The organism is Nocardiopsis sp. NPDC055879 (assembly GCF_053615935.1).
The window spans coordinates 254,094-266,963 of sequence record NZ_JBSHCT010000002.1 but is presented as its reverse complement, the minus strand read 5'-3'; the positions used below and the strand labels follow the sequence as shown (position 1 = coordinate 266,963).

Genomic DNA, 12,870 nt, shown 5'->3' with positions numbered 1-12,870 from the left:
CGGACAAACAGCCTCAGATCACCACAAAGCACCTGCCGTCATCTCGGGCCGGCCCTACCCATTCGACGGAGGTGCCGGCCATGCCCGCCTTCGGAACCTGGTGCCCAGGGGTCGAGGAGAGTCGGCTCGACGACACCAGGATGACGCCTCGGCCGGAACCCTCCCCCTGTTCCGAACCTCTGCGGTAGGCCACCGCCGTGGGGACGAGGACGGGGACGGTAAATTCGAGGTTCCCGCCCCCAGCACGGCAAGGACGTCATGCCCAAGGCTCCCGAACGCGCGCGCCGGTCCCGTCCCCTGCTCTGGTCCGCCGCCGGACTGGGACTCATCGTGGTCGCCGCCTCGGCCCTCCCGCTCTACCTGGAGTGGACCGGACTCACCTGTGCGGGATTGAGCGACCACCAGGGCGTCGGGGGCGGTCACCACGACGCCGAGCCCGCGCCCGGCTCGGGGCACCCCTTTCTGGAACCGGGCGCTTGGGCCGTAGGGGACGACTCCCATCTGGTCGGCGGCTTCGACGACACCGTCACCCTGGTGGCCGACGACGGCCCGGTGGTGCGCGCCGGCGACGACGGGCGGGTGCTGTGGTGGGTCGATACCGACGGGCGCACGGCCACCGCGGGCCAGGCCGAGGGGATCGTGCTGGTCGCGGCCGGGGGTGTTCTGGCCGGGTTCGACGCGCGTTCCGGTGACCGGTCCTGGTGTCAGAACGGGCCCACCGACCCGGTCCTGGACGCCGGGGCCGGCGATCGTGTCCTGGTCCGCGCCGACGAGACCTGGACGCTGCTCGACACCTCGAACGGTTCCGTGGTCGCGGACCTGCCCGGTGACGTCGAGGAGCACGCGCTGCTGTCCGAGGGCCGGGTGAGCACGTGGACCGAAGAGGGGTTCCGTGGCCACGACGCCGACACCGGTGAACGGCTCCACGAGGTGGCCGTGAGGGGGATCCAGGACCTCGCGCACGTCGACGACGGGACCGTGGTCGACCTCGGCGGCGAATTGGTGGCCTTCGACTCCGGTGGAGAACGCGCCTGGCACGCTCCGGGGTTCGGTCTCGGCGGCTGTGACGACGCCCACGGCGCGGTGCGCGGGTTCGAGGGGTTGTTCCTGGCCGTGGAGGATCCCGGGGGCGAGCCGGTACCGGTGGCGCTGACCGGCGCGGACGGCACCGAGGTCTGGCGCGACGGCCCCGAGGTGAACCTTTGCGGGGTGGGTCAAGGCGTGGTCGGCGACCGGTTGTTCCTCACCACCGGTTCGGTGGTGGCCCCCGACGGCCCGGTCGCCCACCCTGAGCCGGCCGACGTGGACCTGCGCCTGGAGTTCGCCCCCAACGGGGTCCTGTCCGGCATGGGCTCCACCCGCACCTTCCACCCGACCCCCGGCTGAGCCCTCCCCGGTCCCGGTCCTCGGAGTGAGCGGGAAAAGCCGACGCCCGGCCGGGGGTTCCCGGTCGGGCGTCGGCTTGATCGCTCAGCGCACGGTAGTGCTACTTGCGCTTGTTGATCTCCTCGGTGAGCTGCGGGGCGACCGTGTGCAGGTCACCCACGACGCCGAAGTCGGCGAGCTCGAAGATCGGAGCCTCGGGGTCCTTGTTGACCGCGACGATGTTCTTCGAGGTCTGCATGCCCGCGCGGTGCTGGATCGCGCCGGAGATGCCCAGAGCCACGTACAGGTTCGGGCTGACCGTCCTACCGGTCTGGCCGACCTGGAACTGGTTCGGGTACCAGCCGGAGTCGACGACGGCGCGGGAAGCACCCACGGCCGCGCCCAGCGAGTCGGCCAGGTTCTCGACGACGGTGAAGTCGTCGGAGCCCACGCCACGACCGCCAGAGACCACGATGGCGGCCTCTTCCAGCTCGGGGCGCTCGCCCTTCGCCTGAACGACGCGCTCGACGACCTTGGCGCCCTTGGCTGCCTCGGAGATGTCGACCGAGACGGCCTCCTCGGCGGCGGCACCGGCGGTGGCCTCCGGGACAACGGAGTTCGGACGGACCGCGATGACCGGAACACCGGTCTTGACGCGGGCGTGGGTGACGGTGGCGCCACCGAAGATGCTGTGTTCGGTGACCAGCTCGGCGTTGACGTCGACGACGTCGGTGAGCACCCCGGAGCCCAGCTTCACGGCGGTACGACCGGCGATCTCCTTGTTCTCGGCGGTGGCCGAGACGAGGATGGCGGCGGCGCCCTTGTCCTGGGCGAGCTTGGCGAGCAGCTCGGCCTTGGGGGCGACGACGTAGTCGTTCACCTCGACCGGAGCCACGTACACCTTCTCGGCGCCGAACTCGGCCAGGGTGGCCTTGCCCGACTCCGCACCGTCGCCGACCCAGACCGCGGCGGGCTCGCCGATGCGGCGCGCGGCGGTGAGCAGCTCGGTGGTGACCTTCTTGACCTGTCCGTCGACGTGGTCGACGAGGACGAGGACCTCAGCCATAATCCTTGAACCTTCCCTGAGTCTCTCGTCTACCTACACGAACTTCTTCTCGGCGAGGAAGTCGGCGGCCTTGACGCCACCGTCGCCCTCGTCCTTGACGATCGTGCCCGCGGCGCGCGGCGGCGCGGCGGCGAAGTCGACGGTCTCGGTGGTGGCGTTGGCCAGACCGACCTTGCCGGTGTCGATGCCCGCGTCGGCCGCGGACTTCTTGTCGACCGGCTTCTTCTTCGCCTGCATGATCAGCTTGAAGGACGGGTACCGGGGCTCATTGATCTTCTCGACGACGGAGACGACCGCCGGGAGCCGAGCCTCGACCACGTCGTAGCCGTAGTCGGTCTGACGCTGGATCTTGATGGCGCCGCCGTCGATGTCGACCTTGCCGGCCAGCGTGAGCTGGGGCAGGCCGAGGTACTCGGCGAGCGCGGCGCCGATGACGCCGGTGCGGGCGTCGGTGGACTCCGAGCCGAGCACGACCAGGTCGAACTCGAAGGTGCCCAGGGCCTGCGCGAGGGCGTAGGCGCTCTGGATGGCGTCGGATCCGTGCAGCGCGTCGTCGTTGACGAAGACGGCCTTGTCGGCGCCCATGGACAGGGCCTTGCGGATCGAGTCCGTGGCCTGGTCCGGGCCCATCGTCAGGATGGTGACCTCGCCGCCGTGCTTCTCCTTGAGGAGGAGCGCCTCCTCGATGGCGTACTCGTCGAGCTCGTTGATGACACCGTCGGACGCTGCGCGGTCCAGCGTCTTGTCATCGGCGTTGAGCTTCCGTTCGGTCGCCGTGTCCGGGACCTGCTTGACCAAAACGACAATATTCATGGCCGGTGGCCGACCTCCCTGCACTCCCATATCCGCCGTCAGGCGGGTGGACGCTGGCGCGCCCCGATACTGCCAACAATGCCGAATGCCGTTCGGTCATCCGACGGCGGGTCCCGTGTTCACGTCAACATGGCCCGCCATGTGCTCATACACCAGATGTTACTGGCTAGTAGCTTGAAGGCCAACCCCTGACGTCCGGGTTCAACTTAGGAAACCCTGACCGAACGCCGGACCGAAGTCGCCCTGGCCCCTCCAAAACGCCGCCCACCAGGGACGACGGGCGAAAGGGCGGTGGCTTCACCCTCCACTCTAGTGACCGGCCCCACTCCCCCGGCGGGCGCACCACCGTCGAAGTGCCGTCGCGGCACCGGTAAAGGACGAACGCCCCTCCTCCGAAAGGAGGAAGGGCGTCCCCACGAACCGGGCCGACCGAACTAGCCGAACCAGTCGGCCGGGCCGGTGAGCGGTCCCATCTTCCAGATCGGAGCCGAACCCAGACCGATCGACAGGATCAGCAGGGTCAGCAGCAGGATGCCGACGATCACACCGATGTACAGGTACAGGTTGTGGAAGCGGACCCGTTCCACCAACCACACCGCCTGGTGCCTGGCCTCGCGCCCGCTCGGCATGATGTAGCTGAGCAGGATCATCACGAACACGGCGAACGCGCCCGTGTAGTTGGCGCCATCGTTGCCGGTCTCCATCATCGTGGCGTAGACCATCCCGACCAGGATGCCCGCCACCAGATAGATCAGACCGAAACCGACCGTGCGCAACACCATGCGCCCGAAGGCCCAGGGGAAGCTGAGCGCCACCACCATGCCGTCGGAGTTGCGCCGCCCCCGGGTCTGCAGACGTCGGGCGTGCTCGGCCTTGACCACGTCCAGGGCGCCCAGGCCGGCGATGACGACGACGCCGAGGATGATCCCGAACCACGGGAACCACAGCGCCACACCCGCCAACGACAGCATGATCGGGATGAGCACCAACGGGTGCATCCGCCAGGCCTGGTCGTAGTACTCGTCCTCGCCCTCGTCGTCGGCGTTGTGGCCGCGGAAGTAGTCGCCGAGACGATCGCCGCCGCCTCGCTTGAAGCGGCTCAGCAGCCCGCCGCGCTCGTTGTAGTCCTCTTCGTCGAACTCCTGGGTGGTGTTCCTACGGCCCTGCTGCTCGACCGGCGTCAGGATGTCCTCGAAGGCGCTGGGGTCCAGCGGCGAGTTGAAGAACTGGGTCTGCTGGATGCCCTCGGACCCGCGCGGCGGAGGCTCCGCCCGTCCCATCATCATGGTGCCCTGCGGGTCCTCCTGCTGCCGCGCCAACTCGCCCGGGTCGAACCGTTGGGTGCCCAGGACGTCGTCCTGCCCGGTCTGGATCCGTTGGGTGCCCTGCGGGTCGTGCAGGTCCTGGGAGGAGGACGGGGCGATGCGCTCGGTGCCCGCCATGGCGCCCAGGTCGTCGGTGGCCTCATCGTCCGCGCCCCAACCCGAGCGCCCACCACCCAGATCGTTCGTGGCCTCGTCGTCCACGCCCCAACCCGAGCGCGCACCGCCGAGGTCGTTCGTGGCCTCGTCGTCGACCGGATGACCACCCGAGTGGGCGTGGCTCGTCTGCGGCGCGGAAGGGCTGGACCACGCGCTGTCCGTCGAGGTCGGAGCGCCGCGGGTGTGCGGAGGTCCCCAACCCTCGCTGGCGCTCTTGCCGAGCAGGTAGCCCGCGGCGCCGCCGGCGGCCGCACCACCCAGTGCCGAACCCATGCCTCCGCGACCGCCCGTGTCTCCACCCGCGCCCGGGCCGGGCGTGTGGCTGCGCACGGTGTGCCCACCGGTCTGGTCGATCGGGCCGATCTGTGGTTCCTGCCACGGCAGGTCCAGGTTGAGCCGGCCCGTCTCGGCGACCAGCTCGGCCGCGGTCGGACGCGCCCGCATGTCACGGGAGACCGCCCGGTTGACCAGGGGCCGCAGCGCCTCGTGCATCCCGTCCAGGTCGATCTCGCCGTTGAGGATCCGGAAGAAGATGACCTCGAAAGAACCCGCGCCGTAGGGCGGGCGACCGGTCGAGGCGAACGCCACCGTGCCACCCCAGGCGTGCACGTCGGTGGCCGGGCCCAGGTCGGTGCCCTCGATGACCTCCGGGGACAGGTAGCTGGGCGTGCCGACGAACGTGCCGGTCTGGGTGAGCTTGGCCCCGTCCACCGCGTGCGCGATGCCGAAGTCGATGACGATCGGCTCACCGTTGGAGATGATCACGTTGCCGGGCTTGAGGTCGCGATGGATCACGTCCACCGCGTGGATGTCCTTGATCGCCCGGGCCATACCGGCGACGAAGCGGGTCAGAGCGCGGCCGCGCAGGGGACCGTGGTCGGTGACCGTGGCGTCCAGGGTGGGGCCGGGGATGTACTCGGTGACCACCCAGGGCAGTTCGGCCTGGGTGTCCGCGTCGATGACCTCGGCCACGTTGGGGCTCTGCACGCGGCGCATCGTCTCGACCTCTCGGGCGAGCCGCGCGCGTGCGATGTGGTCTCCTGCGACCTCCGGCTTGAGAACCTTCACCGCGACGAACTGGTCGGTCCGGGGGTCCTCGGCCTGGTACACCACGCCCATGCCGCCCGCACCGATGCGGCGGCGGATGACGTAGTGGCCGATGCGCTCCGGCAGCTCCTCACCCGTGGGGAAACCTGCCGACATTGCCATCGAGAACTCATCCCCTCAAAAGACCGCATACCACCACGTCCAGCTTATCGGCCGGGGGGATGGGTCACCATTGGCTTGTTCGACCCCGGAGGGGCCTCGTATGGTCTTTTGGTGTCGTCGGAGAGCAGGCGCTGACCGCGCCCCGGGGACTCCGGACGAACCGTCCGTCGTGGGACGACCAATGACGAGTATGACGGAAAAACAGCGTGCGCGGTTCCCCCGCCCCCGTCCCGTCTGGCCGGATCCGGACGACCGGGCCGACCCCCGTGACGCCACTGAATATGACGAAGGTCCATTGTCGTGGCAAAACGTGGCAAAGGGAAGTTCAAGCGTGGGACGGGGCGCCGGTCCGAACGCCGTGGCACCCCGTCCGAAACGGGTTCAGATCCTTCAGCGACCGCTGAACCTCGCCTTGCCCGGCCCCTGCTCGATGAAGCTGCGCATGCCGGTCTTCTGGTCCTCCGTGGCGAAGAGCCCGGAGAACTGCAGGCGCTCGATCTCCAGTCCGGTGTCGAGGTCGGTCTCCAGCCCGCGGTCGATGGCCTCCTTGGCCGCCGCCAGGGCGATCGCCGGACCTTCGGCGTACTCGGCGACCAGCGCGACGGCGGCCGAGTAGACCTCCTCGTCGGCGACGACCCGGTCCACCAGACCGATCCGCTCGGCCTCCTCCGCGCGCACGTGACGGCCGCTGAAGGTCAGGTCCTTGGCCTTGGCCGGGCCGATCAGGCGCGGCAGGCGCTGGGTCCCGCCGGCGCCGGGGATCACGCCGAGCTGGATCTCGGGCTGCCCGAACCTGGCCTTGGTCCCGGCGACCCGGAAGTCGGCGCACAACGCCAGCTCGCAGCCGCCGCCGAGCGCGAAGCCGCTGACCGCGGCCACGACGGGCTTGGGGATCCGAGCCACGGCGGTCAGCGCGTTCTGCAGCGCGCGCGAGTAGTTCAGCATCTGCGCGTGGCCGAGGTCGGCCATCTCCTTGATGTCGGCCCCCGCCACGAAGGCGCGCTCACCGCCGTACAGCACGACGGCGCGCACGGAGTCGTCGGTCGACACCCGGGCCGCGGCCTCGGCGATCTCCTTGGTGACCTGTCCGTTCAGCGCGTTCAGCGCCTTGGGTCGGTCGATGCGGATGACGGCGACCGCGGGGTTCTCCGGGTCGGCCTCCACGCGAACGAACTCGCCCACGTTGTCCACCTCTTCGTCTCGGTGTCGGTGTCGGTTTCGATGGCAACCCAACCACGCGGGTCAGGAGAAGAGCAGCACCAGGGTCCCGAGCCGGGCCGAGACCGTGTAGGCGACGGCCAGGAGCAGGGCGGCGCCCACGAGCAGGAGCGTGTCGGCGACACGCCAGCGGCTGACTCGTGCGTGGGTGCGCGGCCCGGTCCCGAAGGCCCGCGCGTCCATGGCGGTGGCCAGCAGGGTACCGATTCGGATGGCGCGGACCAGCAGCGCGAACAGTCGGCCGAAGAACAGTCGGACCACGTTCAGCGGGTTGTATCCGGCCTCCAGTCCTCGGGCCCTACGGGCCAGGGTGATGGTGCGCCACTGGTCGGCCAACAGCGGGATGAGGCGCAGCGCCGCGAGCACGCCCATGGCGGGGCGCTCGGGCACCTTGAGTCTTTGCACGAGCCCGTCGGCCATGTCGGTGGGGTCGCTGGTGATGGCGGCGAGGAGTCCGGGCAGGGCGATGGCCAACAGACGCACCGCCACCCCGATGGCTCCTTCGAGGCCCTGTTCGCCGTACAGGTAGTTGACCGCGGCGCTGCTCAGACCCATGAGCACGAAGGGGCCGGCCAGGATCAGCAGGGTGCGGCGGTCCACCCCGCTGAAGGGCACGCACAGCAGGACGGCGGCCAGCACGATGCCGCCGGTGACCACGTCCACGGCGGGGACGAGTCCGATGCCGATGCCGAGGGCGGCGATCAGTTTGGCTGCGGGATTGAGTCCGGTGAGCCGGGGGACCTCGCTCACTCGGCCTCCTCGGCCACGGCGCGCCCGTCCGCCACACGCACCCGCACGTCCGCCACACGCACCCGCACGTCCGTCAGATGACGCAGGAGCAGCCCGTCGTGGGTGGCCACGGTGATGGCCCGGCCCTCGGCTCGCAGATCCGCGAGGAGCTCCACGAGCTCGGTCCAGGTGCGGGTGTCCTGGCCGAAGGTGGGCTCGTCCAGGGCCAGGACGTCGGGGGCGTGCAGGGGGCCGGAACTGAGCGCGGTGGCCACCGACAGACGGCGTTTCTCCCCGCCCGAAAGCGTGTACGGGTGCACGTTCGCCAGATGGGTCAGCCGCAGCCGTTCCATGAGTTCACCGACCCGGCCCTCGGTCTCCGTATCGCTCAGACCGGCCCGCAGCGGGGCGAACCGGAGTTCGTCGCGGACCTCGGTGGTCACGAACTGGTCCTCGGCGTGCTGGAAGACGGTGCCCACGTGGCGGGCCAGCCGTCGGGCCGGCCAGCGGACCAGTGGACGCCGGTCGATCTCCGCCAGGGTCCCGCGCGGCACCACCCGACCACGGTGCGGTTTGGTCAGGCCCGCCAGCAGGGTCAGGAGGGTGGACTTGCCCGCTCCGTTGGGCCCGGTCAGCGCGGTGACGGCCCCCGCGGGCACGGTCAGGTCCACGTCTTCGAGGACGGTGCGCGGGGCGGCCGCCCGCACGCCCAGTTGGAAGGGGGTCCGCGCCGTCACACCCCGCGCCGCCAACATGGGCGCTCCCCCGGGGGCCGAGGGTAGGTCCGGTGAGGGTTCCTCTCCGGGTACCCACACCCCCTGTTCGGCCAGGGACCTCCCGTGCTCGGCGAAGACCTTCGCCGGCGCCCCGTCGGCGATCACGCCACCGCCGGGTTCGACCACCACCACACGGTCCACCAGGTCCATGACCTCGGCGACGCGGTGTTCGACCAGAACGAGGGTCGCCTCGCTCTCGGTGAGCAGGCGGGCCAACAGGTCCCGGACCAGCGCGCCCCCGACCGGATCGAGGTTGGCGGTGGGCTCGTCCAACAGCAGCAGACGCGGTCGCATGGCCAGTGCCCCGGCGATGACCAGGCGCTGCTTCTCCCCACCGGACAGGGCACCGGTGGAGTGGCCGATCCCATAGGGGAACCCGACCTCGACCAGGGCACGTTCGACCCGCGACCAGATCTCGTCCGGTGCCACCCCCAGGTTCTCCGGGCCGAACGCCACGTCGTCGCCGGCGCGCGCCATCACCAGCTGGGCCTCGGGATCCTGCGCGACCAGACCCACACCGCCGCGCCCCCGGGAGGCGGGCTCGCCGTCCACCCGGAGCAGGCCCTCCTGGTCGCCACCGATGGCGCTGTCGGGCCCGGTGAGACCGGCCAGGGCGTGCAACAGGGTGGACTTGCCCGCGCCGGAGGCGCCCAGCAACAGGACCCGCTCCCCGGGTTCGATGAGCAGGTCGACGCCGCGCAGGGCGTGGGCGGCGCGGCCCGCGTGCTTCCATCCCCAGCCGGAGAGTTCCACACGCGCGCCGCGCGCGTTCGTGCCGGCCATGGTCAGCCCTTGGCCGAGGGGAAGGGTGCCAAGGCCCCGGACCGGGCCAGGGCGGTGGTGAGCAGGCGTCCGCCGACCCCCGCGATCAACGCGCCGCTCACCAGGACCAGGCCGCCGTAGACGAGCTGGTGCGACAGCGGCCAGGTGGCGTAGTAGACGACGGCGTCACGGATGGCCGGGGAGATCCCGGCGAGGGCACCGGCCAGCGCGGCCACGCCCATGCCCCAACGGCGGTAGAGGAAGAGCAGGAAGACCAGCTCGGGCAGCAGCCCCTGCATGGCGCCCTCCAGGACCACCGTGACGCCCCATTGGGAGCCCAGCAGCGCGGAGACCGAGGCCGCGGTGATGGAGGTGAGCACGGCCGCGCCGGACCGTCGGATGATCAGCCCGCCGAGGACTCCCGGAAGCAGCCAGACCCCGTAGAGGATCGCCTGTGCCGGGGGGAAGAGCACGAACAGCGGTCCGGTGATCGTCCAGACCACGCCCCACAGCCAGAACACCACCCCCACCGCGGCGCCGAGTACGGCGGCCACCACGATGTCCACGGTGCGCCAGGCCCCGAACTCGGCGCGGATCCAGTCCTTGATCCGGCCGAGAAGTCCACGACTCGTACCGGCGTGCCCGGCTCCGGTGTCGATACCCATCGAAATGAGGTCCCTTCGTCGAGGTCGACGAGGGGAATGCGGCCGAGAGCGTCTCCCGCGCCGGCGGCACGGAGATGACGGATTCCACGACTTCCTTCGCCGGCATGACCCGGATCAGGTGTGTAAGGGTCTGCGGTCCGATGCCGCACTCTCAGCGCTCACGCGCTCCCCTGTCGGTTCTCCTCCATTATGCGTCAACAAGGAGGGCCGTGGGATGTTTCCATCCCACGGCCCGATTCTTCCGACTCCATCGCAGGTCAGGCCTCGGTGTCGGATTCGTCGTCCTTGGACTTCGGTGGCTCGGCGTCCGGGTTGCCGAAGGCCCCGGGCGAGCCCGCGAAGTCCTCGGCCTCCAGTTCGGCGGTACCGCCCCGCATGCTCTCCTGCCAGATCGGGCCGGGCAGGCTGCCCCCGTAGACGATGCCGTAGTAGCGGCCACCGATGGTCACGCCCTGCAGCGGGTTCGCCTCGCCGCCGCGCACGTCGCCGACGACCACGGCCGAGGAGAGGTTCGGGGTGTACCCGGCGAACCAGGCGTAGGCCGCGCCGTCGGTGGTGCCGGTCTTGCCCGCGACCGGTCGCCCGAGGTCCAGACCATTGGCGGTGCCGCCCTTGAAGGGCTGCTGTAGCAGGTGGTTGACCCCGTCCGCGGTCTGCTTCTTCACCGCTCGTTCGCAGTGGGAGTCGGCGGTGACCCGTTCACCGGTGCCGTCGTCCCGGATCGCCCGGACCGGGCGCGGCTCGCAGCGGGTGCCACGAGCGGCGAAGGTCGCGTAGGCGTTGGCCACGTTCAGCGGGGACACCTCCTGGTCGCCCAGGGTGAAGGAGCTCCACACCCCGAGGTCGCCACCGTCGGCGCGGTGTATCCCGACCGCCTCGGCGGTCTCGGAGGTCTCGCACAGGCCGACCCGACGCTGCAGCTGGGCGAAGTAGGTGTTCACCGACCCCTTGGTCCCGCTGAGCATGTTGTGGCCGCCCTCGTCGCTCTCACCGGCGTTGCGGACGTTCCAGGACGACATGGTGCCGCCCTCGCAGTTGACCATGCCGCCGACCGACATGCTCTTGGGCGAGTTGAAGCTGGTGCCGTACCCCAGGCCCTTCTCCAGGGCCGCGGCCAGGGTGAAGGCCTTGAAAGTCGACCCGGCCTGGAATCCGCTGGAACCGCCGTCGGCCTGGTCCACGGCCAGGTTGATCGAGGTGGTGCCGACCTTTTCGTCGTCGAACCCGTAGCGCAGGTTCTGGGCCAGGGCTCGCACGCGGCCCGAACCGGGCTCGACCATGGCCTGGGCGGAGAACTTGGTGGAGTCCTCGTGCGGGACCCGGCGGTCGATGGCCTCTTGGGCGGAGTCCTGCGCCGCTCGAAGCAGACTGGTCTGGACGGTGAAGCCGCCCCGGGAGATGCGCTGTTCGCGCTCGGCCTTGGTGTCGCCCAGCAGGTCGGATTCGAGGAGCCAGCGCATCGTGTAGTCGCAGAAGAACGGGTACTCGCTCTCGGCGCAGCTGCCCCCGCGCGGCGTGGCGTCCACTCCCAGGCCCTTCTCCTTGTGCGCGGCGGCCTCTTCGGCGTCGAGGTGTCCGGTGGCGACCATCCGGTCCAGCACGAGATCGCGGCGTTCCCTGGTCTCATCGGGGTTGTTGATCGGGTCGTAGTACGAGGGCGCTCGAACCAGACCGGCCAGTGTCGCGGCCTGCCCGGGGTCCAGTTCGGCGGCGGAGGTCGAGAAGTACCGTTCGGCGGCGACCTCGACTCCGTGCGCGCCGGCCCCGAAGTAGGCCAGGTTGAGGTAGCCCTGCAGGATCTCGTCCTTGGTGTAGCGGTCCTCGATGTCGATCGCGTAGCGCAACTCGGTGAGTTTGCGGGTGATCGTCCGGGCGCTGGCCTGGTCGACCTCTTCCTCGGTTTCGGCGGTCTCGATGAGGAGATTCTTGACGTACTGCTGGGTGATGGTCGAACCACCCTGTGTGTTCCCCTGGGCGGTGCGGATGGCGGCGCGGAGGACACCGCGCAGATCGAGGCCGTTGTGCTCGTAGAAACGGTCGTCCTCGATCGCCATCAGGGCCGTGCCCATCCAGGGGCTCATCTCGTCGAGGTCGACGACATCGCGTTCGCGTTGGGCGACCTCGCCGAAGGGCTCCCCCGAGTCGTCGGTGAGCAGGACGCGCGACGACGGGTACGGAACGTCGAGGTGGTTCGGCAGGGACATGAACCCCGCGGCGGCGTCCCTGGCCACGATCCCGGCACCGCCGACCAAGGGTATGACCAGGGCCGCCGACAATAGCCCGGCGATGAGGCCGAGTCCGGACAGACGCAGGATCGCCTCGCGTCGTTCCTTGCCGCCGCCCCCTTCCAACTTCGCGGTTCCGCCCTCCACCAGGGCTCGGGCTCTGTCCCCGAACCGACCAATACGGCTGGACTCCGTCACGTCGCCCCCTACGGCCGTGTGCGGCCCGGTGCCACGTGGCACCGGGCACTGCGTCGACCACACTCGCAGTCGGCCCGCAAAGGGAACTCCGTCAAATCGGGCGTGTCACCGAAAAGCTTCCTCAATCCCCGGCAAAGCACCCAGAAACGCCACAGCACGGCCACAGTGGACTGTTCACGAGGAACCAGTCGCAATTAATCTCGACATCAAGACGAGAGTCCCGACGAATCAGCCGGCGCGAGAAGCGCTTCCCCCGAATACGTGACAATTGATCCCTGTGGGTCACAACGGACACATGGGGATGTCCGGAATACGCCTCGCCCTGCCCGGCGCACATTCGTTCATCCCTACCCGCATGGACCT

At 69.9% G+C, this 12,870-nt stretch carries 9 protein-coding genes and 1 riboswitch; of the genes, 1 reads left to right on the top strand and 8 read right to left on the bottom strand.

Translation table 11 applies throughout. The features are described 5' to 3' along the window. Positions 1-258: 258 nt before the first annotated feature. Entirely contained in the window at positions 259-1,386 is a 1,128-nt protein-coding gene (locus tag ACWGKS_RS03390) for an outer membrane protein assembly factor BamB family protein (RefSeq protein WP_358515966.1), read from the top strand. 100 nt (positions 1,387-1,486) lie between these two features. Here ACWGKS_RS03390 and ACWGKS_RS03385 read toward each other — a convergent pair whose 3' ends face one another. The 8 genes from ACWGKS_RS03385 to ACWGKS_RS03350 form a co-directional block, all read right to left on the bottom strand. Continuing rightward, positions 1,487-2,431 carry an electron transfer flavoprotein subunit alpha/FixB family protein gene (locus ACWGKS_RS03385; protein ID WP_358515969.1) on the bottom strand — a complete coding sequence of 315 codons (945 nt, stop codon included), beginning with the start codon at positions 2,429-2,431 and terminating at the stop codon, positions 1,487-1,489. A gap of 33 nt (positions 2,432-2,464) precedes the next feature. After that, positions 2,465-3,244 (bottom strand): electron transfer flavoprotein subunit beta/FixA family protein, encoded by a 780-nt coding sequence (locus tag ACWGKS_RS03380; protein ID WP_358515972.1) that lies wholly within the window; start codon positions 3,242-3,244, stop codon positions 2,465-2,467. Between the two features lie 434 nt (positions 3,245-3,678). Continuing rightward, a complete protein-coding gene (locus ACWGKS_RS03375; protein ID WP_358514355.1) occupies positions 3,679-5,934 on the bottom strand; it encodes a protein kinase domain-containing protein in 2,256 nt (751 codons plus the stop codon). 390 nt (positions 5,935-6,324) lie between these two features. Next, positions 6,325-7,125 carry an enoyl-CoA hydratase/isomerase family protein gene (locus tag ACWGKS_RS03370; protein WP_358514357.1) on the bottom strand — a complete coding sequence of 267 codons (801 nt, stop codon included), beginning with the start codon at positions 7,123-7,125 and terminating at the stop codon, positions 6,325-6,327. A 51-nt stretch (positions 7,126-7,176) separates the two neighbouring features. Next, positions 7,177-7,902, bottom strand: a complete 726-nt coding sequence (locus ACWGKS_RS03365) for an energy-coupling factor transporter transmembrane component T family protein (RefSeq protein ID WP_358514359.1) — start codon at positions 7,900-7,902, stop codon at positions 7,177-7,179. Beyond that, positions 7,899-9,440 (bottom strand): ABC transporter ATP-binding protein, encoded by a 1,542-nt coding sequence (locus ACWGKS_RS03360; RefSeq protein ID WP_358514361.1) that lies wholly within the window; start codon positions 9,438-9,440, stop codon positions 7,899-7,901. The genes ACWGKS_RS03365 and ACWGKS_RS03360 overlap by 4 nt, the downstream gene beginning before the upstream one ends. 2 nt (positions 9,441-9,442) lie before the next feature. Beyond that, a complete protein-coding gene (locus ACWGKS_RS03355) occupies positions 9,443-10,084 on the bottom strand; it encodes an ECF transporter S component (RefSeq protein WP_358514362.1) in 642 nt (213 codons plus the stop codon). 74 nt (positions 10,085-10,158) lie between these two features. Then, positions 10,159-10,266: riboswitch (TPP riboswitch) on the bottom strand. Positions 10,267-10,341: 75 nt separating this feature from the next. Next, positions 10,342-12,507 carry a transglycosylase domain-containing protein gene (locus tag ACWGKS_RS03350; protein ID WP_358514364.1) on the bottom strand — a complete coding sequence of 722 codons (2,166 nt, stop codon included), beginning with the start codon at positions 12,505-12,507 and terminating at the stop codon, positions 10,342-10,344. Positions 12,508-12,870 lie beyond the last annotated feature (363 nt).